The sequence below is a fragment of the Methylomonas sp. 11b genome (genome assembly GCF_000515215.1).
GTDB lineage: Bacteria > Pseudomonadota > Gammaproteobacteria > Methylococcales > Methylomonadaceae > Methylomonas.
The window spans coordinates 2216088-2240376 of sequence record NZ_KI911557.1 but is presented as its reverse complement, the minus strand read 5'-3'; the positions used below and the strand labels follow the sequence as shown (position 1 = coordinate 2240376).

Below are 24289 nucleotides of genomic sequence, written 5' to 3'. Positions count from 1 at the left end.
CATATGTTTAGTACCTTAAAAAATTCCAAGTTATGCGGCGATGCCTTTTGGGCTTTGTTCGGCCAGGCGGCGTCGGCGCTAGCCTTGTTGCTGGGAACACGCTTGCTGACCGAACTGGTTAGTCCTGCGGTTTACGGTCAAGTAGCGTTGTTGAACGGTTTTGTGGCGTTGGGCGTGGCGGTGTTTTCTTATCCGTTTATCTGTGCCGGCATGCGGATGGTGCCGGAATGCCAAAATCCGGCTGAGCGCAACGGTTTACATGTTGCTGTCTTATGTTTGACGTTGCAAGCCACCGCGCTGTCGATTGGTTTGTTGATATTGGGCGGTTTTGCCTACGGCTATTTTACCGATAGCAGCTCCGTGCTGTTTTTGTTGGCCGGTGTATTGTTAGCGAGTACGGTACAGCGCGAACTGGGCATACAGTTGGCGATAGGCGAGCGCAAACAGCGCCTGGCCAGTCTTTGGCAAACCAGCGACAGTATTTTACGGCCTGCCTTGGCAATAGCGCTGGTCTGGTGGTTGGGCGGCAATCCGGAATGGGTATTGCTGGGTTATATCCTGGCCAGCTTGCTATCCAATCTGGTTTGGGTTGTCGTCAAACGCCGAAAGGCCGTGCGGATGCCAGCGACTGCCAGCCGGTGTTTCCGCCGCGAAGTGTGGGTTTATGCCTTGCCTTTAATCCCGATGGAATTGATTTTCTGGATCAACGGTTTGGGCGATCGCTATGTGATCGGCTATTTGCTGACTGCCGCCGACGTGGGCCTGTATGCCGCAACGTATATGATCGTCAACGAGGCCTTCAACCGCAGCGCGATGGTGTTGCTGCGCACCTTTCAGCCGGCTTATTTTCAAGCCTTTTCTGGACAGCAATTGCAAAAGGCCTTTTCGATTTTATGGCTGTGGATAGCCAGTGTCGCAGCTTTGGGCGCGGTCGGTTTGTTGCTGTTGCTGCTGACTAAGGATTGGGTGGCTTCGCTGGTGCTGGCAAAATCCTATCACGCCGCGGTGGATTTAATGCCGGCCATGGCGCTGGGCTGTGCCTTGCATGCTTTGGGTACCGCAGTGGCGCAACCCTTGCTGGCACATAAACGCACCAAAACCTTGTTGAAAGGGCGCTTGTGCGGTGCGGTGACGGCGGCGATGACGATTCCCTTACTCGTTAGCCAATACGGCTTGCCTGGCGCGGCTTGGGCCAATCCGGTCTATTTCGGTATCGAAGCCTTGGTGTTGGCGCTGTTGGCAAAACCCTGGCAAGCGAATCACAGCGCCATGCCTGGAACTATTCAAACATTGAGACAAGAGCCGCTAGCGGCGGATGCTTAAAAGTGACAACGGTGAACACGATGACATACGCAACAATGACAACAGAGATTTACGGCGAAGTGCTGCGCGCATGCGTGGCTTGCGGCGGGGAAAAAATCGGTTTTTGGCGGCAAAAAGACTATCTATACACCGATAGCGCCAGCAGCAAAGCATTTCAGATTTACCGCTGCGCGTGCTGCGGCACCGGATTTTTGAATCAACCGCCGCATCGGCAGTGGTTACAAGCCATCTATCAATACTCGGGGCAGGCGCTGACGCAGGCAATTACGCTGGACGAAGTATTGGTAAGGGAAGAGGCTTTTCCTAACTGCACCGTGGATGCCAAGCGCATGGCGCTGCACGCCGATCAGTTGAACAAGTCCGGCAATCACCGGGCTCTGGATATTGGTTCCGGCTTTGGCTTTTATACCAGAGCCTTGCGTTTGCTGGGTTATCGCACCGTCAGCATCAATCCCGGCCAGTATGAAAACCGGGTGTTTCAGGATTTAAACGGCGACCAGCCCTTGCCCATTATGTTCGAGCAATATCAAGCGGAGCAAACATTTGGGGTGGTGGTGATGTCGCAAGTGTTAGAACATCTGCTCGAGCCGGATGAGGCGATAGCCAAGGTGGCTAGTTTGCTGGACAGTGGCGGGGTGCTGGCGTGCGCTGTGCCCAACTATGCGTCATTCTTGGTCAAACTGCTGGGCACCAAGGAAAACGCCTGTCTGTGGGTGCCGGAGCACGTGAATTATTTTACCGAACAAGGCCTGAAAAGCTTGCTGGAACGTAACGGCTTGCAGGTGATTAAAACCGAGCAAGTTACCCGGATTCAGTACAACGCGCTATCCAGGCGCTTGGGCCTGACAGGTGGGTTGGCAAGATTGGCCGACACCTTGGTTAAGTATGCGCAGATCCCGTTCGCAATGTTAATGGATGCGTTGGGCTTGGGCATTTACCTGAACGTCTATGCGGTGAAGAAATAAGCTATGTTGACCGTCGTTATTCTGACCCAAAACGAGGAAGCCAACCTGCCGCGCTGCTTGGCGGGCATACCGCAGCGCTACCCCATCGTGATCGTCGATTCCGGCAGTACCGATAACACGCTGGCGATTGCCCAAGAACGGGGCTGCGCGATTCATCGCAATCCATGGCCCGGTTTTGCCGAACAACGCAATTTCGCGATTCGGCAGTGCGGCATAGATACGCCGTGGATTTTGTTCGTCGATGCCGACGAAATCTATCCGCAAGCCTTTTACGACTGGTTTGAGGCCAAGCTGTCCGAGACGCAGGGCATCGATGTATTGATGGTGCCGTCGGTGTTGTATCTGCGCGGCAAACGTCTGAATCATGCGCCCGGCTATCCGATCTATCACCCCAGGCTGGTGCGCCGCGAGACTACCCGTTTTGTACGCAATCACACCGGACATGGCGAAGCGGTGTTGGATACTTGCCGTATTGGTTATTCCGAAATTCCTTACGAGCATTATTTTTATCACGGCGAAATAATCGAATGGATGCACAAACACGTCGGTAAGGCCGCACAGGAAGTGCAGTTACAACCAACCGCCGGCGCGGTGATGACCACGCGCGGTCGCTTGAGCGTATTGCTGGGGCGCTCCTGGCTCCGGGTGCTTGCGCGGTTTTGTTACCACTATTTATTGCGCGGCGGATTTTTGGACGGCGCGGCCGGTTTGGAGTTTGCGCTGATGTTTACTTGGTACGAAGCCACAATCTATCTGCAAGCAAAAGCTCGTAACTGGGCGGGGAGTGCGATATGAAAATTTCGTTGGTGTTGGCAACGCTGGGCAGGGACTGCGAAGTCTTGGATTTTATGAAGTCCTTGTTGTTTCAAACCTATAAAAACTTCGAGCTGATCGTCATCGATCAAAATCGCGACGGTAAGCTCGACGCCATTCTGGAGTCCTACCGAACGCTGATGGACATCAAGCACATCAAGGTGGATTTTACCGGCAACGCCCGGGCCAGGGATTACGGCATTGGCCTGGCGCAAGGCCGCATTGTCGCCTTTCCGGACGACGATTGCGCCTACGACAAGGATGTGTTGGAAAAAGTGGTCGCTGAGTTTAAGCGCCGCGAAGACCTTGCCATTCTGGTGGCAGGTTCTTACGACTTTTCCGCCACCCGGTTCAGCATCGGCGTGAATAGCCACAAAGCCGGCTATTTCAATCGTTTCCGGATGATGGGGGTGGAATTTACCCAGTTTTTTGATTTGCAACGGGTCGATAGGCGGCAGTTTCATCTGGATCACGATTTTGGCATCGGTTCCAAATATTCCGGCGCGGAAGGCTTCGAACTGCTGTACCGCTTGTTGCGAGCCGGCGGTAACGCGTTCTACACGCCGGAGATCAAGATATTTCACGCCAACAAGGATCATTACAAACTCGGTACCGCCAGGATGCTGATGTATTCCACCGGCATCGGCGCTTATATCCGCAAGTTTACCAATCAGCATGATGTGTTCATTTGGTATTACATCCTGCGCAAGATGTTTGTCGCGCCGGTGTTAAAAATGGCCTTGGCGCTGGTCACCTTCAATCCGCAAAAACTGGCGTATTCGTTCTATAACCTGGTCGGTATCTGGCGCGGGTTTTTGGCATATGGCAAATCAGAAAAATGTATTTAAAGACTGTTTCAGGAGAAATGAAATGGATGTAGGTATTGTCACGACCCACGTGCCGCCGGCTAAAGGCTACGGCGGGGTATCGGTCACCTGTGGCGTGTTGACCAAAGCCTGGGCGGAGCGCGGTCACAACATGGCGCTGGTCGCTGCCGACGAGTCGATAGACGCTCGCTTGCGCGCTGAAGATGTGAAGCTGGGCAAGCAAGTCGATGTCAGGCTGTATCGTTGTTACGGCTTCCGGCGTTGGGGCTTTGGCTTGGGTGCGGTTTCGGAGATATTTAAACTCTGCTGGCAAGCGCCGCGCCTGTATATTCACGGGATTGCCACTTGGCCTTCGACCTTGGCGGCTGTGTTTTGTGTGTTGCTGCGCCGGCCGTTTATGGTGGCGGTACACGGCGGGTTGATGTCGGAACATGTCGCGCTGATTCGGCGGCAGAAGCCGCACAAATGGTTGTTTTACAAGTGGTTGACTTTTCCGACCCTGCGCCGAGCTATTGCGGTGCATTGCACCAGCGAAACCGAAGCGATGGGCGTAACCGATGTATTGGGAAAGAACGCCAGGGTCTTACTGGTGCCGAACGGCATAGACAGTCGGGATTTCCAAGTCGCGGGCTATCCGCAAGGCGAGGGCACGCAGCTGTGTTTTCTGGGCCATGTGCAGCAAGAAAAAGGCATCAATGCGTTTATCCGGGCCTGGTTGCAAACGCGCCGGCCAAATGACCGCTTGGTTGTGGCCGGCCGCAGTGTCGATGGCGCTTATTTTGAAGAGTTTCAGGATTTGCTGGGGCAGGCGCAAGGTGCCATCAGCTATAAAGGTTATCTGCCGGTCGCTGATGTCAAGCAGTTGCTGGCCGACAGTCATTTCCTGGTATTGCCATCCGGTCTGGAGGAAACTGGCGGCATGCGCGAAAACTTTGGCAATGTGGTCGCCGAAGCGATGGCGGCCGGCCGGCCGGTGCTGGTCGCGAAAGGCCTGGCTTGGGATCATTTGGCAAGCTATGGCGCGGGTTTGGTGTTTGAGCGCAACGAGACTTCGGTCTGTGCCGTGCTGCGGCAAACGCACGTGCTCAATCAAGCGACCTGGCAAGAAATGTCACTGCGGAGCCGTGAATATGTCGAACAGCAGCTGGACCCGGTTAAATTGGGCGATAAAGTCTGGAAGGTGTTGACAAAAATCGATCAAGTTAAACTACCGCAGTCCTTAATAAAGGGTTCTTCTTATGAATAAAGTGGGCTTGATTGTACCGACCCTGAATGCCGGCGAACTTTGGGAATCGTGGTTACAGGCCTTTGCCGCACAAACCGTGAAGCCGGATTATTTATTGCTGATAGATTCCTCATCCACTGACCGCACGGTGGCTCAAGCGATTGAGGCGGGTTTTGACGTGCAGGTGATACCTAAGTCCGAATTTAATCACGGCGGCACTCGGCAATTTGGCGTGAATTTGCTGGCTGAGGCGGATATTCTGGTGTTTTTGACTCAGGATGCTTTGTTGGCGGCCCCCGATGCTATCGAAAAGTTATTGGCAGCGTTTGCAGACGACAGCGTTGGCGCTGCTTACGGCCGGCAATTGCCGCACCGCAACGCCGGGCCAATTGGCGCACACGCTCGTTTATTCAATTATCCGCCGCAAAGCCAGTTACGCAGCCTGCAAGATAAGGCGCAATTCGGCATCAAGACTGTGTTTATATCCAATTCTTTTGCAGCTTATCGGCGTAGTGCATTAATGGGCGTTGGCGGGTTTCCGCTGAACACCATCATGAACGAAGATACTTTTGTGGTCGGCAAGATGTTGCTAAACGGCTGGAAAGTGGCATATTGCGGGGATGCCGCCGTGTTTCATTCGCACGATTACGGGTTTTCCGACGAATTTAAGCGCTATTTCGATATCGGCGTGTTTCATGCGCATACTGCTTGGTTGCAGAAAACCTTTGGCGGTGCTGCGGGCGAGGGCCGGCGGTTTGTCGTGTCAGAGCTGACGTATCTGCTGAAAAATGCGCCTTGGCTGCTACCGTCGGCAGGTTTGCGCACCGCTCTGAAATGGCTGGGCTATAAAATGGGCGGGGTAATGCACGCTAGAATGCCGCAGAGTGTGAACAGATGCTTTAGTTTGCATAAAGCGTATTGGGTAGGCGCTATTTCTGAAAATAGCGGTAACGGCAGATCGTAACGCGATAATTTCCGGACATCAATTAAGCCAGTATTTCCGCGGAATAACGGCAAAACTGGTTCTAAAATTAATCCAATCCTCATCTAATCCTAATCTAAATTACAGTTTTTCTTCATCTTGACTCTGTAGATTCCTAACCAACATTGTGTTTTTCCGGTCCGAACCGGTTTTTTCTGTTAATTGTAGCTAGGCGTCTCGCCAGTATGGTTCAGCGAAAATTAGTAAAAACACACCGTTGGAAGTGCTTGCAGGACGATAGCGTCTTGTACCGATAGAGCGGGGATAACAGATACATATTTGTTGTCAATTCTTTGAGTTTGAAGAGTAGTGCCCGGATGTTTAGGGAATTTGATTAATTACGTTATGGAGTTTCATCTTGATTTCTGAAAAGCATTCATTTGATAGTTGTTTTGAGGTTTTTTTAGCTGACACGCCTGAAAGCAAACGCATTCATTACAACCTCAGATACCAAGTCTATTGCGACGAAATGGGTTATGAGGATAAAGAAAACTTTCCGGAACAAATGGAATTCGACGAATGGGATCGCCATTCCGTGCATTTCATGGTCCGACACAGATACACCGGGCAATGGCTGGGTGCACTACGTTTGGTTTATCAGAATCAAGCAGTTTTCCCTTTCGAAGCCAAATGCGTTCCCGACCAGCCGATCAGTGCTGAGCAATACCAACAATCAATAGAAATATCCCGCCTCTGCGTATTGAGAGAAGCCCGACGCTTCGCACCAAGAGCTTTCCCGCAACAGGATACTGATGCGGAACAAGTTGCGAAGGACAGCGGTAACATCAGATACCTGCATACCATCAAAAATCAGACTCGCAGCATTATGTGGGGCCTGTACCGGGCTGCGGTCGTCTATTCGGCGCAGAACGATATTAAACAGTGGTACATATTGGTGACCCCATCCTTGGCTTACGCGGTTAAGAAAGAGGGTTTTGAAATGCAACAAGTAGGCGGCGCGTGTGACCACCGCGGCCAGCGTATTCCTTACGCCTTGGATGTTGAACATATTCTTGCCAATCCTTTGTGGCAAAAAGACTATCAAGAGGATTATCGCAAATATTCCGAATTGCTTGAGCAATCTGTGGCTAAGCGGCAAAGAGCCTAGGATATCGGCCCGCGATCATTCCTTTCTCAGATACCATTTTTTCTTGCATCCAAAAAAGCCCAGCTTGCGCTGGCGACCCATTAAACTTTGGCTGCGCGGCTGCCAGATTGGAATACACCGACTACTGCCGGCACTGATGCCGTGAACGTTAGCTTGCAGACAGCCCTTACGTCATGCGGCAACTGCCGTCCGCGAGGCTGGGTTTTTAAACCCCTCATAAATATTCCCGGTAATCTCCCTCTTTTGAAAGTAATTACGTCGCGGCTCTTCGTTAAGTCTTTACTTGCCCAGCTCTACTAACGACATATCGAGCAAGCTTAAGCTGTTTAATTTGGCGCTAGCTGAAAAGAACCAAGCTCCCCATCCCCAAACCGACACTTAATGCCTCAGGTTAAGCCGTACCGGGAATCTACATAAGATATAGCCCGGACATAAACGATCCATTTTGAATTTTCTGAGGTTGCCGGCCATCGTTGCTGACACTGAGCAGCAGTTTTTGGATCGGCATTTTTCTGTCGTATTCCAGCAGCTTACGGTAAAGTTGCAGAGTCAAACTGATATACTGGCTTTCGTCTGTCTCAGCTTAGCTATCTGCTGTTCCGGGTCGGAAGCCTACGTCATTATTATAAAAACTATATTAGCCAGGATTATTTATGGAAGCTTATTTGCCCATGATTCAAAGCATACTGTCGGATTGGTATCGATTTACGCTGGAAAACCAGGAATATGCCGGCGCTTTAGCGCTAGCCGTGTGGTTGCTGACGGCGATGTTTTACAGTATCAGGATTTATTTCTTAAAGAAAACCAATGCCATCAATTTAAAAGCGTGCCTCGCCTTACAAGCCGATTTAGAGGCAGCGCAACAGCAGCAGCAAGCCTTGCAAGAGCAATTAACCGCGAACACCGAGCAGATGGAAGCAGCCAAAACCGTTGCTGATAACGAAGCGCAACGGGCAGCCGGTCTGGAAGAAAAACTGATACAGGCAAATCGGCAGGTGATCGACAGCGTCAAAACCTTGGCCACCAGTTTCGAATTGACCGAGCCAGTCTTACCGGCTGCTAACGATCTGCAATCGACCGATCTGTGGACACGATATTTCGCGCTTACCGCGCAAATTACCGAACGCTTTAAAGCCGAACAACAAGGCAAAACCGAGCTGCAACTGGCTCTGTGGGCGGAAACCTCCAAACTGGCCGAAAAAGATGCGCTGATTGGGCCATTGCAGTTGCGTTTGGAATCGCAAACCGAACAGCTGAATAAACTGGAATTGGCGGTGGAAGAGCAAAAAATTCTGCGCGAGCGCGATCAAGCCAGCGCCGAAAAATTGTTGGCGGACACCATTGCCAAACATCAAGCCGAGTTGGCGCGTTACGCCGACTCGGCCAAACATTCGGTGGCACCAGCAGCGGCTTACTCGCAGCCGGTATCTCAGCCGGAGCCCAAAGTGGTTATCAACGAAGCTCCCGCCGCCATCCAACCCGCCCCGGCTATAGTTGCTGAGCCTGTTGTGGCTCAGGCACCTGTCGAGCCGCCAAAGCTAGTCGAGCGTGAAGTTGCGCAGGTTGTCGAGAAGCCCAAAGCAGTGGTTGCCGAGCCGGCACCGGCGAAGCAGTCATCCGTCGATAAATTGGCCGAAAAAAGCGGCGGTTTCGGCAAGTTCAAGCAAATGTTGAACAACACCATGCAGCAGATGGCCAAGTTGGACCAAAAGCTGGGAACACAGACCGAAGTCGCTGCCGAGACCATCCAGGAAGAGCTGGAAGAAATCGCCGCACCTATAGTGGAAGCGGCCGCTGAGCTTAAGGAAAATGTGGTGGAAATTGCGGAAACTGCGGCCGAAGCCGTTAAAGAACCGGCCGCCGGCGTTGGCGGTAAGCTGAAAGGTTTGTTCGGTAAAAAACCGACAGAGCCTGCCGTTGCGCCTGAACCGGTAGCGGCGGAACCCGAGCCGATTGCCGAAACAGTCGTCTCCGCAGTTGAGCCAGCCAAGCCAGCCGGGTTAAAAGGGTTGCTGAAAAAGTGGAAATGAAGTTTCTCACCGTTTAAAGACCCGCCGGGTAAGCGTTGTTTGCCCGGCCGCTTAATCTGTTGCGCATTCCAATTAATCCGCCACCGTTCCTGTTTCTAAACCGCAGGCACTCCAATCGAAACCCGCCATGGGCGGAACCGGCCAAAAGCAGGCGTAGGGTGTGGTGAGTTTACGAACCACACCAATCGCGAACGATGCGGTGCACGTTTTTACCGCATCCTACGAGCTGTTCAGCACATTTTGCGGACCTGACCGCAATGTAACGGAACTTTTGTAGCCTCGATGCAGCGCTAGCGGAATCGAGGGCGTCGGCCTGCCGATCATCAAGCCCTTATCGACAATTGAAGTGTGTTGGCCTTCGAAACCTCGATTCCATCGAGGCTACTTGCTGCCGAGGCCATCCAGGAAGAGTTCGAAGAAATCGCCGCACCTATAGTGGAAGCGGCTGTCGAGCTTAAAGACAATGTGGTGGAAATCGCGGAAACTGCGGCCGAAGCGGTTAAAGAACCGGCAGCAGGCGTTGGCAGTAAGCTGAAAGGTTTGTTCGGTAAAAAATCGGCAGAGCCTGCCGTTGCGCCTGAACCGGTAGCGGTAGAACCCGAGCCAATTGCCGAAACAGTCGTCTCCGCAGTCGAACCCGCGAAGCCTGCCGGGCTAAAAGGGCTGCTTAAAAAGTGGAAATGATGTTTCTAACCGTTTAAAGGCCAGCCAGGTAGCGTTGCTTGCCCGGCTGGTTAATCCTCCACCAATTCCAAATTGAAACCTGCCATTGGCTCCGGACGGCCATCACCTGCCGGACGGAACAAAAGTACCAATGGGAAATTTCCAACCAAAAGCAGCTGTAGGGTGTGCCGAGTTTACGAGGCGCACAGGTCGAGAACGATCGGCTTCGCGCTGTTCAGCACATGTTGTGGCCCTGACCGCAATGTAATGGAACTTTTGTAGCCTCGATGCAGCGCTAGCGGAATCGAGGGCGTCGGCCTGCCGATCATCAAGCCCTTATCGACAATTGAAGTGTGTTGGCCTTCGAAACCTCGATTCCATCGAGGCTACTTACTTTTACGCGAACTGAGATAGGACGCTCTGGGACCACATAGTGTATCGGCTTATTGGACTGGCTCCAGGCCTACTTTCTTGAGCGCAACTAAAAGGGCTTCTCGATTACCACCATCTCGGACATCGTAGTAGATGCGCCCGGGAAATCGCGAGGGCACGACTAAAAAGAAGTCTACATCAATCTGACTTGGTATAACCATTTGGGTCTCGTTGCGTAAATGGACGTAGGCCGCTGTTTCCCAGAATCGATGTTCCGAGTAGTAGAATGGATAGAGTACAGTCAACCACACTAGGATGAGACGGAGAAAAATTGGGATCTTGCCCAGTAGCCGACATACTATCCATCGGGAATCGTTCTTGCGTGGAGGGAGAAGAGCTCCCATCATTATTATCCAAGACCAGAGGGCACGAACCTGTATTTGCTTCGCCTGTTGTTCCCAGCCAAGAAGCTTCATACTCGTCGACGCGGGAATAACTCGGTCCAGTAACAGAGTCGCTAGCAGCAACGCGAGTACCGTGACGGCAAGCCAGTGGTAGTGGCGGTGCGGGGTCATTCCTCTCCAGTCCTTGTTCCTTTGTTCGCTCAATTAGGAATTAGATAGTCAGCTGCACATCTACCTGAAAATGACATGTGGCATGCTATTTTATTGATTACCATCGTATTTTTTCATCCATATATCATCGGCAACGTTAATTGCTACAGGTAATGGCCTGATTGCAGGCATTCAACCAATTGGAGCGGCAGACCGCAACGGGTGTGCGCCGTGCAAAGGCGGCGCTTTACCAGTGGGTGAGAGACCCACCCGGCTAAATCGCTCCGGCCGGAAGCAATCGGAGCAGTCATGGAGGTAACGAAGTGGCTGGAGCCTCCGATGTAAAGAGATCGCTTTAGGCGATTCAGCGAGTGTGCAGGCCGTAATGTGAGTGAACACCGAGCAAGCCTCGAAAAGGTCGATGCGCAGGCCGACCCGACAACCCTTTCGGGGAAGGCTGATACGGCTGGGAAATCGAGCGAAGAGTATTTCCAGTCGCTGCGCCGGGGCAGTGGTGACAGCATGTACACAAGGTAAGCGCACGCAACACGGGAAGCCCTGTGGCGTGGCCAGCGATGACCAACCGGATGCCCGTGAGGGACAGGCCGGGCGCTGCAGGGTGGCGGAGAGGCTTGTAGTACCGAGGAAGCCGGGTAATGCTGGTGGAGGGAAGGTGCCTTAGTTCAAAATCAACGCAATAAGTGGAAAAGGACAGGAGATTGGGCAACCTATCAACTCCGTTAAGCGTTCAGAAACTACAGATGGCGTTACACGCAAAAGCGAAGGCTGAAACTGACTATCGCTTCTATGCGCTGTACGACAAGCTATACCGAGAAGACATCTTGGCGCATGCCTATGCCTGCTGCCGCGCCAACAAGGGTGCACCGGGTGTGGATGGTCAGAGCTTTGCGGATATAGAAGCGTATGGCGTGGAGCGGTGGCTTGGTGAACTGGCGCTTGCGCTCAGAGAGGAAACTTATCGACCAGATCCCATCAGACGAGTCTACATCCCCAAGCCGAATGGCAAACTGAGGCCGCTAGGTCTATCGACGCTACGAGACCGGGTCTGTATGACGGCAGCCATGCTGGTAATAGAACCGATCTTCGAAGCCGATCTGCCGGACGAGCAGTATGCTTACCGTTCGGGCCGCAATGCTCAACAGGCGGTGATCGAGGTGAAGGATCATCTCTATCACGGTCACCCGGATGTCGTCGATGCCGACCTTGCAGATTACTTTGGGACAATACCCCATGCCGAGCTACTCAAGTCGGTAGCACGCCGGATTGTGGATCGGCGTGTGCTGCATCTGATCACGATGTGGCTGGAATGTCCGGTAGAGGAAACCGATAAGCGAGGACGGACGAAGCGCACAACCGAGGCCAAAGATCATCGGTGTGGTATTCCACAGGGATCGCCTATCTCACCGCTGCTGTCGAATTTGTACATGCGACGGTTTGTGCTGGCGTGGAAGAAACTGGGCCTGGAACAGCGGCTCGGCAGTCGGATTGTCACCTATGCCGATGACCTAGTGATCTTGTGCCGACGAGGTAAAGCCGAAGAAGCATTGCAATGGATGCGCAAGGTCATGGGGCAAATCAAGCTGACGGTAAACGAGGATAAAACGCGAGTCTGTAATGTGTTGGAAGATGAGTTCGACTTTCTGGGTTACACATTTGGCCTGCAGTATCGGCCGCAAAACGGTAAGGTCTATTTGGGCTTCCGGCCATCGAAGAAAAGCATCAGGCGCATGGTCGAAAAGATCCATGCCTTGACNGCCTATTCAATGGCGTGGCATGACACCACGTTGCTGATNTATAAATTGAATCGCATGCTACGCGGTTGGGCAAACTATTTTAAGGTAGGAACCTTCAATCGCGCCTATCGTGCGCTGGATAATTACACGGCAGCGCGGTTGCGTCGGTGGTTACGCAACAAGTATAAGGTAAGAAAGCGATCAGGCGGAGGCTATCCACTTCCGTACCTCTATCAGACTCTTGGTTTGATACGCCTAAGCCGCTTGGGGTGTGACGAACCGTGGGCGAACGCGTGATATTTTGTCCGAGAGCCGGATGCGGGAAATCTGCCAGTCCGGTTCGATGAGCGGGGTGTGGAAACGGGGTTAAGGCAAGGCTATTAGGACACCGTCAAACGAAAGGGACGGCAACAGCAAGCCAAATCTAATGCTACCGCGCCACATCTCGACTCTACCGTTAGTTACAATTCGCTTCTTACCCAAGACTTTGTTCTCTTCTCGGCCACCCTATCTAAATAGGTAGCCGAGCAATCATCGAAACAAGGGGGGGAATCTGAATAACCAAGCTGTCTAAACTTCCGGCACAAAAAAGAACGGGCTGCCTTCGTGGCCGGCATGCTGTAAGGGGGCGTATTGCGGCATTTGTTCAAAACCGCCGCGCGCCGCCGACGCTCTTACTTGATTGGCCACATCCCGGAAGATGTCGTAGTCCTCGATAATCCGTTTGTTACCGCGCAATACTTTCAAAAATGCATTGGCAAACACCGAATGGTCGCCGCCGCCTTGATCCATAACCGGTTTCACGCCGCCGGAAGTCAGCACGGTGCGGGCTTTGCGGCTATTCATCGCCTTTAACCAACGTTCGCGCTTCGCGTCGTCCATGCCTTCCGGCAATTTTGCTACAGCCGAACCTGTCAGTGCGCCGGAGTAGCAGGAATCGGCCACCACCATAATATGTTTGGCCGGCATGATGCTCAAAAACTCGGTGATGCTTTGACTGGAAATCCAGTTGGCGCTATTGCCGGTTTCCGAATCGACCGGCAGCCAATAGGCGGTCTGACTTTTCTTGTCTATCTCGCCGTGGCCGGCGTAATAGACCAGTAAATTATCTTGTTCGGTGAGTTTTTGATTCAGTTCGTTAAACGCGGACATGATCGTGTGGCGATTGGCATTGATCAGCAATTTGGTTTTGAAACCGTAGCGTTCGCGTAATAGCACTTCCAGACTTTTCGCATCAGCAATCGGCGTTTTCAACGAAGGATAGGCGCCGTATTCGTTATTGCCGATGATGATTGCATAGAATTTGCCGAACTGAATATCGCCGGAGCGTTTCAATTCGCTGCCGTTGCTGCTCGGAAACACTGCCTCGGCCGCATTGCCGGACGCCAGCAGGCGCAGGCTTAAATCGCTGCTTTGATTGCGTTTGTCGGTAGCGACGATGCGCACCAAGGTTTCGTCGCCTTTTAAACTAACATCGGTTTCAAAGCGGCCGTTGGCATCGACTTTTATCGCTTTGTCGTTCAACAATAAACGGCTCAAGCCGGTCGCTGCGTCGATTTTGCCGACGATACGTTTGCTGCTTTCGCCCAAGCCAAACTGGATGCTGGGAATACCCCGGGTGACGGTGACGGCGGGTTCCAGTAATTCGATATTCGGACCGTTGCCCGATGCCACCACGTTGGATGATTGTTGTTGCAATTTTTCTTTTAGCGCGGCAATTTCCTTGGCTTGCTGTTGTAAGGCCTGCTTGCGCAAATCTATTTGGTTTCTGTCCAGTTTGTCCGATGAGGTTAGCCAGCCGGTCAGTTCCGCTGATTGTTTTTGATAGGTTTCGATTTTTTCGTTGAGCTTGTTCTCGATGTCGTTGGTTTTGCTTTCAGCGGCTTTCGCACTGGGGCTTTGCTGGCGCGCCGCTTCCAGTTCGCGTTTCATGCGTTGTCTTTCCTGGCTGAGCGACTGTGTCAGACTGCCCAATTTGGCTTGCTGGTCTTTTAACTGGCTTTCTTTTTCGTGCAATTGCTTTTCCAGCGATTCAATGTCGCTGGAGCCGCTAGGCGTAACGGATTTTTGTTGTTGTAGTTTGTTACGCAAGGCTTCCAATTCATCTTGAGCCTTACGCAAACTGTCCTGTTGATCCAGGGTTTGCTGACGGGTGCTTTGCAATTGCTCTCGCAGTTGTTCTGCTTCGCGGCGTGATTCGGCTACTTCGCTGCGCAGTGTCGCTAATTCTTCGCTATTGGCGATGGCTTGGGCATTCACGGCGGGGGCGAACTGGATGCCGGCGTCCTCCAGGCCGGCCGATTTGCGATACCAACGCAACGCGGCTTCCTTGTCTTCTGTAACGCCCAGCCCTTTTTCATAGAGATGGCCCAAGTTCAACTGTGCTTGAGCGTTGCCTTGGTTGGCGGCTTTTTCGTACCACTGCGCGGCGGCTTTATAGTCGGCTTGCGTGCCTAGGCCTTTTTCGAAAATCTCGCCGACATACAGTTGGGCGGCGGCGTCGCCTTCCTGGGCTTTGGGTAGCCAGATATTTAAGGCGCTGGCGTAGTTGGCGCGATCATATGCGACATATTCGCCGCCGCGTACTTCGCAATCGGCGGCGGTAGTCCGAATCGGGCGGCGGGCACTGAGATAGGTCATCTGCGAGCCGAGCTTGCGTACCTGTCCGGGCAGCAAGCAATCGACTACAAACAGTTTACTGGTGTCGGCCACTATATAACCTTCGGTAGCCTTGGCCATTTCTTCCTGGCTGACGTCGCGGGCGCAGGCGGACATTAAAATGCCGCCAATTGCCAATGCCAGCGTACGGTTCAATACTCTTTGTGTAGCCATGGGGTGCCGCCTTCGAATGAATGGTTTTATCCGCCAACCATAGCAGAAATCCGCTAGCCCGCAAATGACTAGGGCAGGTGGTCCAGGCGTTTTAACATTTGCGGCCAAATGGCTTGCCAGCCATGGCCGTGATCGGCATCGACGATTTGCACGTTGCTGTTGGGACGTTGCTGTAAGGCTTGTTGGAATAATGCCGGCAGAATGTTGTTATCGCGCTGCCCCAGCAGGTGCCATTCCGCAATGCCGGGTTTGACGGCGCGCGTAGCCGGGTTTAGCGAGTCGCTCAAGCGCTGATAGCCGTGATGATCGGCCCAGATATCGATGTCGTAATTTCCCGCCAGCGTCACTACGGCGACCGTTTGCGGCAAGCGCTCGGCTATCAGTAGCGCCAGCGTGCCCCCGCCGCTGTGGCCGATCAATACCACTTCCCGGTAACCTTTTAGTGTGCAGAACTCTGTTAGTGCTTGGGTGATAGCCGCTACCACGCGTTCGCCGTAGCGGGCGCCGGTCCACAAGCTTTGCGAGCAGCCGGAGTCGCCGGCGTGGCCGTTGTAGCATGGCCGTCCCAGGTACAAAGCCGGCTCGGGGTCGGAAGCCATTAATGACAGAGCGGTGGAGGTGCGGGTAGTCGGGTCGGCGGCCGGAAACAGTCCACGTTCCCAAGGGCGGCCGTCACCTTCAAGATAAACATGCAGGCGTTTAGCGGCGGATGGTGGTAAACGGGTAAAAGATGTCAGTTTGAATCCGGCGGCTTCAGATTCTAAGGCCTGAAAGCCGAACGCCGTGGCTTGCTCATACAGGCGCATCGCCGGTGTACTGCAAGCTGTCAGGAAAAGCAGCAGCCCCAGTTTAATCAGCAAATGTAGTTGCTTGACAGGCATGAGGAAAATGCGATTTGAAATAGACCACGCTGCTGGCGAGGTTTGCAGCGTGGTCCTGGTGCGCGGTCGATTGACAATCGACCCGGATTATTAAATGGCTGGATTGTTTTAAAACGACAGCCGCAGACCGCTGGAAAACGCGTGGTTTGAAACGTTTTCCCGGTCGATGATGGTGTTGTAGGCCACGAAAGCCGACATGCCATCGGCAAATTGGCCAGCCACGTTGAATCCCAGTTGCATAAAATCGCGGTCCGGATTGTCGGAGCGGATGTTAAAGCCGGCATTGTTTTGCACGAAGCGTACGACGCTGACTTGGGCGTTATAACTGGATTCATGTACCCATTCGGCATTGACTTGCGGCACGATGACGCCCCAAGGCAAGCTCCAGGCATAGGAAGCCCTGGCGCCGGCTTTGGTCAGCATGGATTCTATGTTTTGTTTGCCGTAGCTGGTGCCGAAACTGGCGCCGCCGGATTCCCGATAGCCGTCCACTTCGGTTTTGGCGTAGTCGAAACCGATATATGGCCCGACCACCACCTTGTCGATGTGGTAGTTATAACCAGCGCCCAAGCTGGAGGCATACTGCATGCCTGAGGTGCTGCCTTTTGCTGAGGTGTTGAAAAAACTCATGGCCCGCTCGGATTCGTAATCGATGCCGCCAACGCTGGCCAGCGCGTCGATATAGAAATCCTGAATATTCACAGTGCTGTATAGCGAGCCGGTATAGGCTGCTGTGTAGAGCTGGCCGGCGCGGTTGCTGAAATCGGCTTTGTTGTGCGCGTTATTAAAGGCCAGACCCACAAAAAAATTATCGGTGACCGCATAATCCGCTCCGACCGTGACTCCTTGGTTGTCGAAGCTGTAACCCTGTTCGTTGGCGGAGCGGTTCCGGCTACCAAAACTGCCGTCGATGTTGCCGTATAGGCCCAGGCGTTGGAATATTTCCGGCAGCTCATCGCCGCTGGCGCCGCCAATTTTGGTGCCGCCCAGGTTGATGCCGCCCGCATTACCGGCGCGCAAGGTGGCGATGCGATCCATTACGCTACTGAAATTCGCGCGGGAGGTGGCAACGGTGGTGGCTGCAATCGTATTGATCTCTTCCGGGGTGATCTGATCGATAACGTCGGCTTTTGCTGCGGTGCCTAGGCTGGCGATTCTGGCGCAGTCGCTAATGACCGTGGAGCTGGTGGGTGAAGCGCATAAGCTGTTGATTGCCAGGGACGTGGCGCTGGCATTAGAGGTGGATTCGATAATTTGCGATTGGGAAATGACTGCGCCGCCGCTGCCGGCATAGCTAATCAATCTCGCACTGCCCGAGCCGGTGCCGGTGCCGGGAATGATCAGTCCCGAGTCGCCGACTATCAGTAACACATTGCCCGTGTCGCTGTTTATATTGGAACCCGCGATGGCGTCGGCTGACCCAAACGGGTAGTTTGCCAGCGCGACCGTATAGCTGCCGGGACTCAAGGGGTAGTCGTTAATCAACGAGTTAAAATTCGGAGAAACGCCCGCCGCGCCGCAGTCTATTTGGTTACAGCCGTCGTCGTCCTGAGTGAGCACGGAGAGGCTGGTAAAGTTGCCGGTGCCGCTCAACAGGAAAATATAGGGATCTGTTGTCGGGCCGCTGGTGGCAATATCGACCAGCGTGGTCTGTGTCAGCGAAAAGGGCAGGTAGCCGACCGACCCAGTGCCGGAGCCGGTTAGATTGAATGTGCCGCTCGCGAATTCCACGCCTGCCGCGAGTGGCGACGCCAGCAGCAAAGTCACTAGCGAACTTGCGGTTAGGGATTGCCGTTTGTTCCATCGCGCAACAGCGGTTTTAGAACAGAATAGTTCAAAAAAAAACAGTGATTTCATGAGCATTTATCCGAAATAATTTTTGCAACTTATTATAGATGCATGTCGATGTTTTCAATAGTAATTAAATTTTGTTTGGAGATTCGGCATAGACCAATCGAGCTTGTTCATGCTCAATCGTGGTCAGTAAATTTCTGATGACCGTTAGGCTCGGGAAGTAGCAAATGCAGTGGTGGAACGAATTTTCCGGGCCTGGGCGGGATTTATCCCGGCCGATTTTGGGGCTGGAGGTTTTTAGACCGTAAAGGGCAATTGCAGCGACACGAACAAGCTCTTCGGCTAAAATCCTTACACTTTCCCTGACTGTTGTTTGCCATGTCCAGATTCGAGCTCGCATTGAAAGCCTTTCAGCAGGCTCAACTAGCCTATGAAGATTTATTGGCCGTGGCAGCCGCGTTAAGCGCGGAACCCGAACAGGTTTTAGATGCAGCTCGACAATTCTTGGAAAACGAATATCGGAACGGAAAAATTGGCGCGGATGTTTATCGCGGTTTGCAAGCTGCTATGCAAGACGAAACCCGGATTGCCGGCGAGCAAACCCAAATGGCGCCCTCGCGGGTATCCAATCAAGACGATGCGACCAGTATAGTTTCCGCGCCGGCTAAATCGGCGACGGTACTGCCGGTTTCACCCGCTACGCAAACACCTACATTGACGACCGAATCCTTATTGCAAGGTTTGGACCCCTCGCAGCCGCGCGCCGAGCTGACAGTCGGCAGCACCTTGAAAGGTCGTTTTGTGCTCGAAGAATTGCTCGGGGTGGGCGGCATGGGTATGGTGTTTAAAGCCACCGACTTGCGCAAAGTGGAGGCCGCGGATAAAGAGCCGTTCGTGGCTTTAAAAGTGTTGAACCAGGATTTTCAATTCAATCCGATGGCGTTGGTGGCCTTGCAGCGGGAGACCAAGCGTGCGCAAACCCTGTCTCACCCCAATATTATTAAAGTCTACGACTTTGATCGGGACGGCACTCACGTGTTTATGTCGATGGAGTACTTGCAGGGCAAGCCGCTCAGTCACTTGATCCGTGAGCATGTCGACAGCGGCTTACCCTTCAAAAAAGCCTGGCCTATCATCAGCGCGATGTCAGAAGCCTTGGCGCACGCGCATAAAAAAAATATCGTTCACTCCGACTTTAAACCGGGCAACGTGTTTGTCGGTGACGACGGCGAAATCCGCGTGCTGGATTTCGGGATCGCCTGCGCCATTGGCCGTAGTGAAAAAGACGGCCACGACGCGACGATATTTAATGCCCGGTCGCTGGGCGCGATGACCCCGGCCTATGCCAGTTTGGAACAACTGCAAAATAGCGATCCCGATCCGCGCGACGATATTTATGCCTTGGCCTGTATCACTTACGAATTGTTGAGTGGCAAGCATCCGTTTGGCCGGCTGTCGGCGGAAAAAGCCATGGAAGTCAATTTACAGCCCAAACCCATCGCTCAGCTGAAGCGGCGGCAATGGAAAGGATTGCAAAAGGCTCTGGCCTTTAGGCAGGAGGATCGTAGCGCCAGTATCGATGAGTTTTTGACCGCCATCGGTCCGCATACCTCGGTATATTACGGCTTATGGTCAACAGCATTGTTTATAGCCTGTTTGATTGGCTTGAACGTCTATTGGACCTTAAACGAAAAACAAACAGCTACCGAAGTGGTAAAAGTTGCCGTTGAGCTCAATCCAGAGCAAAACCAAAAAATCAAAGATTTGCTGGAGTTGGCGGACATCCATTTCGATGTCGGTTATCTCACCGCGCCGACCGGTAGCAACGCGTTCTGGGCCTACCAGGAGGTTTTGAAAATCGATCCTTACAATAAAGCGGCTGTGGACGGTATCAATAAAATCGCCGATACGCTGGAACAGCAGGCGTGGGAGTTTTACGAAAAGAACGACCGCTCGGAGGCATTGAAAAAGGTGCAGGAAGGCTTGGAAGTTAATCCTGTGCACAAGGGCTTGCAGAGTTTGCGCGAGAAGCTCAGATTCAATTAGCCAATCGATTAACCTCAGATATTTCGCGGTTTGTAAGCGGATTTTTCGATCATGCGCTACCCGCTGCCATGCTAGAATTCGGCGCATTATGACTTCCTATGCGCCGATTGCCAGTGGCTTCCCAATTATTCCCAGTATCCGATGATGCAACGCCCGCGCGACTGCGGGAAATTCCTTATAACTACACTTCGTTTTCTGATCGCGAGATCGTAATTCGCCTGCTGGGCGAAGACATGTGGTGGGTGCTTGATTCGCTACGCGACGAGCGGATCACCGGGCGTTCCGCGCGGATGCTTTACGAAGTATTGGGCGATATTTGGGCGGTGCAGCGCAACCCCTATCTCGAAGACGATCTGCTCGATAACGCCAAGCGGCGGCGCGCCTTGTTACAAGCCTTGCGGCATCGTCTGGGGCAGATGGAAGGCCGGCAAACCGAGTTGGAGAACCAACACGCCGAGCGGGCCGAGCGCGTGGGACAATTGATTGCTGCGGCCCATCAGGCGGTGAATGAATTCGAAGCCCATTTCGAACGCACCGCGCAACTGCGTCGCAGCGTGCTGACGCTGTTGTCGCAATACACTCGTAAAGATAATATTGGCTTCGACGGTTTCGCCCGGGTCAGTCACGTTACCGACGCCACCGACTGGCGGGTGGAGTATCCGTTCGTGGTGCTGTACCCGACCTCCGAAGATGAGGTCGGGCATTTGGTGCGCGGCTGCATCGAATTGGGTCTGACTATCATCCCCCGCGGCGGCGGTACGGGTTACACCGGTGGCGCGGTGCCCCTCAATGCTTATTCCGCAGTGATCAATACCGAAAAGCTGCTGGCGATGGGGCAAGTTGACCGGCACACGCTATTGCCGGGCGTGGACAGCACCTATGCGACGATCCACACCGGTGCCGGTGTAGTCACTAGACGAGTAATGGAAATCGCCGAACAGGCCGGCTTGGTGTTCGCCTGTGACCCGACTTCCGCGGATGCATCGTGTATCGGCGGCAATATTGCGATGAATGCTGGCGGTAAAAAAGCCGTATTGTGGGGGACTGCGTTGGACAATTTAGCGTCCTGGCGGATGGTGACGCCGGACGGCAATTGGTTGGAAGTCGAGCGCCTGAATCACAATCTGGGCAAGATCCACGAACAAGGCAAAGCCGGGTTTTTGCTGAGACGTTTCGATGCCAGCGGTAAACAATTGCTGGGTGAAGAAACGCTGGAAATTTCCGGCAGCTTTTTCCGCAAGACCGGGCTGGGGAAGGATGTGACCGACAAATTTCTCGGCGGTCTGCCGGGGATTCAAAAAGAAGGCTGCGATGGCATCATCACCTCCGCGCGCTGGATTCTGCATGAAATGCCGCCGGTTAGCCGCACGTTTTGCCTGGAGTTTTTCGGGCAGGTGCGCGAGGCTGTGCCGTCGATAGTCGAGATTCGCGATTATCTGGCTGATTTGCCGAAAGAAGGGGCGAATCGGGTCATGTTGGCCGGTCTGGAGCATCTGGACGAACGCTACGTGAAGGCTGTTGGCTATGCCACCAAAGCTAAGCGCCACGGCCGGCCGAAAATGGTATTGATCGGCGACATTGTCGGCGACGATGAAAACCAGGTGGCCATGGCGGCGTCGGAAGTGGTGCGAATATGCAATGCGCGCGGAGCCGAGGGCTTTATTGCCGTCAATCCGGAAACCCGTAAAAAATTCTGGCTGGATCGTGGTCGGACAGCGGCGATTGCCAGACATACCAACGCCTTTAAAATCAACGAAGATGTGGTGATCCCCTTGCCGCGCATGGGCGACTATTGCGATGGTATCGAGCGTATCAATATCGAATTGTCGCTAAACAATAAATTGCGCTTGTGCAAAGCCTTAACCGAATTGCTGAGCGGCGATCTGCCGTTACGAGCCTATGAAGAAGGTGTGAACAAGTCGGAGCTGCTGGACGAGCGCAGAGTCTTGGCTTTGGATGCGGTGGGCACGGTAAAAGCGCGTTGGCAATGGATATACGACAGTCTGGATTTGCCGTTGGCCGAAGCCGAAAAAGCCTTCGAGTCACAAGGTATCCAGGTCGGCGAACTGAGCAATCGCGCCGCCGAGCCGGTTCTGTTTCATCGCTTGCAGGATTACTCGCTGCGGGTGTCGTGGAAGCAGGAATTACTGCCACGCTTGCGGGAAATTTTTGAAGGCGATAATTTCCGGCCTATTGTCGAGCGCATCGAGGCTTTGCATAAAGAGGTCCTGCGCGGTCGTGTTTTTGTGGCTTTACACATGCATGCCGGTGACGGCAATGTGCATACGAATTTGCCGGTCAACTCCGATCATTACGAAATGTTGCAAGAAGCCAATGCCGCCGTGGCGCGGATTATGGCTTTGGCGCGTTCGCTGGGCGGGGCGATTTCCGGCGAGCACGGTATTGGCATCACCAAGTACGAATTCTTGACCGAGGACGAATTAGCCGATTTTCATGCGTATAAAAACCGCATCGACCCGGAAGGCCGTTTCAATCGCGGCAAGTTGATGCCGGGTGCGGATTTGCGCTCTGCTTACACTACCTCGTTCAGTTTGATGGGCTTCGAATCGCTGATCATGCAGCAGAGCGACATCGGCGCGATTTCCGATTCGGTGAAGGATTGTCTGCGTTGCGGCAAATGCAAGCCGGTTTGTTCAACGCATGTGCCGCCGGCCAATTTGTTGTATTCGCCGCGCAATAAGATTTTGGCGACTTCGTTATTGATCGAAGCGTTTTTGTACGAAGAACAAACCCGGCGCGGGATTTCGATTACCCATTGGAAAGAGTTCGAAGACGTCGCCGATCATTGCACGGTCTGCCACAAATGCTTCAATCCGTGCCCGGTGGACATCGATTTCGGCGATGTGTCGATGAATATGCGCAATCTGCTGCGCAAGATGGGCAAACAAAGCTTCAATCCGGCCAAAACCATGGCCATCGCATTTTTGACCGCATCTAGCCCGAACACCGTCAAGGCGATGCGGACGGCGATGATCGACTGGACTTACAAGGCGCAACGCATCGGCAATACGCTGTTGAAACCGTGGAGCAAAGCGCAGATCGCGCAGCCGCCGGCTACGGTCGGCAAGCCGCCGGTGCGCGAACAGGTGATTCATTTCATGAATCGGAAAATGCCTGGCGATTTGCCGACAAAAACGGCGCGGGCGTTGCTGGACATCGAAGACGGACAAATCGTGCCCATCATTCGCGATCACGCTAAAACCCGGACCGATTCCGAAGCGGTGTTTTATTTCCCCGGTTGTGGTTCCGAGCGCTTGTTCTCGCAAGTCGGTTTGGCGACGCAGGCCATGTTGTACGAGATTGGCGTACAAACTGTATTGCCGCCCGGTTATTTGTGCTGCGGCTATCCGCAGCGGGCGGGCGGCCAGTTCGATAAGGCGCAGAAAATCACCACCGATAATCGCGTATTGTTTCATCGTGTCGCCAATACGCTGAATTATTTGGATATCAAAACCGTGGTGGTTAGTTGTGGTACTTGCCAGGACCAGTTACAGGATTACGAATTTGAGAAAATTTTTCCCGGTTGTCGCTTGATCGATATTCACGAATATCTGCTGGAAAAAGGCGTCAGGCTGGAAGGCGTCAATGGTGCGCGTTATCTCTATCACGACCCGTGTCATAGTCCGTTTAAACAGCAAGATCCGATGAAAGTGGTCAATCAGTTGATTGGCGCGCCGGTCGCCAAATCCGAGCGTTGCTGTGGCGAGTCGGGCACTTTGGCGGTGGCGCGGCCGGATATTTCCACGCAAATTCGCTTTCGCAAGGCTGAAGAATTGCAAAAAGATACGGCGAAATTGCGTACCGATGGCTACGACGGCGCGGTGAAGATGTTGACCTCCTGTCCGTCGTGCATGCAAGGTTTGCAGCGCTTTGAGGACGAGGTCGATCAGATGGAAGTGGATTACATCGTAGTGGAAATCGCCAAGCATGTATTGGGTGAAAACTGGATGACCGGGTATCTGGAACGCGTCAGCAAAGGCGGTATTGAGCGGGTTTTGGTGTGATGTAGTGTTGTCGATGGCGGCCGGCTGATTTTTCAGTCGGCTCTGCTTTCTAATTTGTCCATGATGAGGAATGTACTTATCTTCGGACAATAAAA

General features: G+C 53.2%; 15 protein-coding genes. 12 read left to right on the top strand and 3 right to left on the bottom strand.

The genetic code is table 11. The features are described from left to right. Nucleotides 1-3: 3 nt before the first annotated feature. The 10 genes from METH11B_RS0110775 to ltrA all read left to right on the top strand — a co-directional run bounded on the left by METH11B_RS0110775 (nt 4) and on the right by ltrA (nt 12913). Nucleotides 4-1323: a lipopolysaccharide biosynthesis protein gene (locus METH11B_RS0110775; RefSeq protein WP_026602048.1), complete on the top strand. Its 1320-nt coding sequence runs from the start codon at nt 4-6 to the stop codon at nt 1321-1323. Between the two features lie 20 nt (nt 1324-1343). Beyond that, entirely contained in the window at nt 1344-2288 is a 945-nt protein-coding gene (locus METH11B_RS0110770) for a class I SAM-dependent methyltransferase (protein ID WP_036275844.1), read from the top strand. Nucleotides 2289-2291: 3 nt separating this feature from the next. Continuing rightward, nucleotides 2292-3083, top strand: coding sequence for a glycosyltransferase family 2 protein (locus METH11B_RS0110765; protein WP_026602046.1), 792 nt, complete (start codon nt 2292-2294; stop codon nt 3081-3083). Continuing rightward, nucleotides 3080-3949, top strand: a complete 870-nt coding sequence (locus METH11B_RS0110760; protein ID WP_026602045.1) for a glycosyltransferase family A protein — start codon at nt 3080-3082, stop codon at nt 3947-3949. Before METH11B_RS0110765 ends, METH11B_RS0110760 begins: the two co-directional genes overlap by 4 nt. A gap of 22 nt (nt 3950-3971) precedes the next feature. Further along, complete coding sequence (locus METH11B_RS0110755) at nt 3972-5174, top strand: glycosyltransferase family 4 protein (RefSeq protein WP_026602044.1); 1203 nt, start codon at nt 3972-3974, stop codon at nt 5172-5174. Further along, a complete protein-coding gene (locus METH11B_RS0110750; RefSeq protein WP_026602043.1) occupies nt 5167-6117 on the top strand; it encodes a glycosyltransferase family 2 protein in 951 nt (316 codons plus the stop codon). The genes METH11B_RS0110755 and METH11B_RS0110750 overlap by 8 nt, the downstream gene beginning before the upstream one ends. A gap of 376 nt (nt 6118-6493) precedes the next feature. Then, a complete protein-coding gene (locus tag METH11B_RS0110745; protein WP_036275841.1) occupies nt 6494-7243 on the top strand; it encodes a PEP-CTERM/exosortase system-associated acyltransferase in 750 nt (249 codons plus the stop codon). Between the two features lie 653 nt (nt 7244-7896). After that, nucleotides 7897-9273 (top strand): hypothetical protein, encoded by a 1377-nt coding sequence (locus METH11B_RS0110740; RefSeq protein WP_026602041.1) that lies wholly within the window; start codon nt 7897-7899, stop codon nt 9271-9273. A 348-nt stretch (nt 9274-9621) separates the two neighbouring features. After that, nucleotides 9622-9957: a hypothetical protein gene (locus METH11B_RS0110735; protein WP_026602040.1), complete on the top strand. Its 336-nt coding sequence runs from the start codon at nt 9622-9624 to the stop codon at nt 9955-9957. A gap of 1666 nt (nt 9958-11623) precedes the next feature. Further along, entirely contained in the window at nt 11624-12913 is a 1290-nt protein-coding gene (gene ltrA / locus METH11B_RS0110725; protein WP_026602038.1) for a group II intron reverse transcriptase/maturase, read from the top strand. 273 nt (nt 12914-13186) lie between these two features. On the opposite strand, the gene METH11B_RS0110720 is transcribed toward ltrA, so the two are convergent. From METH11B_RS0110720 to METH11B_RS0110710, 3 genes are all read right to left on the bottom strand, one after another. Beyond that, nucleotides 13187-15448 (bottom strand): caspase family protein, encoded by a 2262-nt coding sequence (locus METH11B_RS0110720; RefSeq protein WP_026602037.1) that lies wholly within the window; start codon nt 15446-15448, stop codon nt 13187-13189. Nucleotides 15449-15516: 68 nt separating this feature from the next. After that, nucleotides 15517-16329, bottom strand: coding sequence for an alpha/beta fold hydrolase (locus METH11B_RS0110715; protein ID WP_026602036.1), 813 nt, complete (start codon nt 16327-16329; stop codon nt 15517-15519). 108 nt (nt 16330-16437) lie between these two features. Further along, nucleotides 16438-18186 carry a DVUA0089 family protein gene (locus METH11B_RS0110710; protein ID WP_026602035.1) on the bottom strand — a complete coding sequence of 583 codons (1749 nt, stop codon included), beginning with the start codon at nt 18184-18186 and terminating at the stop codon, nt 16438-16440. 315 nt (nt 18187-18501) lie between these two features. On the opposite strand from METH11B_RS0110710, the gene METH11B_RS0110705 reads away from it, so the two are divergent. Then, nucleotides 18502-20169, top strand: coding sequence for a serine/threonine-protein kinase (locus tag METH11B_RS0110705; RefSeq protein WP_026602034.1), 1668 nt, complete (start codon nt 18502-18504; stop codon nt 20167-20169). A gap of 98 nt (nt 20170-20267) precedes the next feature. Further along, nucleotides 20268-24194 (top strand): DUF3683 domain-containing protein, encoded by a 3927-nt coding sequence (locus tag METH11B_RS0110700; RefSeq protein WP_026602033.1) that lies wholly within the window; start codon nt 20268-20270, stop codon nt 24192-24194. The last annotated feature ends 95 nt before the right edge of the window (nt 24195-24289 follow it).

What these genes read in the sequence shown, in the direction of transcription:
- METH11B_RS0110770 (WP_036275844.1), top strand. Translation starts at nt 1,344, where the DNA reads ATGACATACGCAACAATGACAACAGAGATTTACGGCGAAGTGCTGCGC.
- METH11B_RS0110760 (WP_026602045.1), top strand. Translation starts at nt 3,080, where the DNA reads ATGAAAATTTCGTTGGTGTTGGCAACGCTGGGCAGGGACTGCGAAGTC.
- METH11B_RS0110720 (WP_026602037.1), bottom strand. Translation starts at nt 15,448, where the DNA reads ATGGCTACACAAAGAGTATTGAACCGTACGCTGGCATTGGCAATTGGC.
- METH11B_RS0110765 (WP_026602046.1), top strand. Translation starts at nt 2,292, where the DNA reads ATGTTGACCGTCGTTATTCTGACCCAAAACGAGGAAGCCAACCTGCCG.
- METH11B_RS0110775 (WP_026602048.1), top strand. Translation starts at nt 4, where the DNA reads ATGTTTAGTACCTTAAAAAATTCCAAGTTATGCGGCGATGCCTTTTGG.
- METH11B_RS0110710 (WP_026602035.1), bottom strand. Translation starts at nt 18,186, where the DNA reads ATGAAATCACTGTTTTTTTTTGAACTATTCTGTTCTAAAACCGCTGTT.
- METH11B_RS0110715 (WP_026602036.1), bottom strand. Translation starts at nt 16,329, where the DNA reads ATGCCTGTCAAGCAACTACATTTGCTGATTAAACTGGGGCTGCTGCTT.
- METH11B_RS0110750 (WP_026602043.1), top strand. Translation starts at nt 5,167, where the DNA reads ATGAATAAAGTGGGCTTGATTGTACCGACCCTGAATGCCGGCGAACTT.
- METH11B_RS0110705 (WP_026602034.1), top strand. Translation starts at nt 18,502, where the DNA reads ATGTCCAGATTCGAGCTCGCATTGAAAGCCTTTCAGCAGGCTCAACTA.
- METH11B_RS0110755 (WP_026602044.1), top strand. Translation starts at nt 3,972, where the DNA reads ATGGATGTAGGTATTGTCACGACCCACGTGCCGCCGGCTAAAGGCTAC.
- METH11B_RS0110700 (WP_026602033.1), top strand. Translation starts at nt 20,268, where the DNA reads ATGCGCCGATTGCCAGTGGCTTCCCAATTATTCCCAGTATCCGATGAT.
- METH11B_RS0110740 (WP_026602041.1), top strand. Translation starts at nt 7,897, where the DNA reads ATGGAAGCTTATTTGCCCATGATTCAAAGCATACTGTCGGATTGGTAT.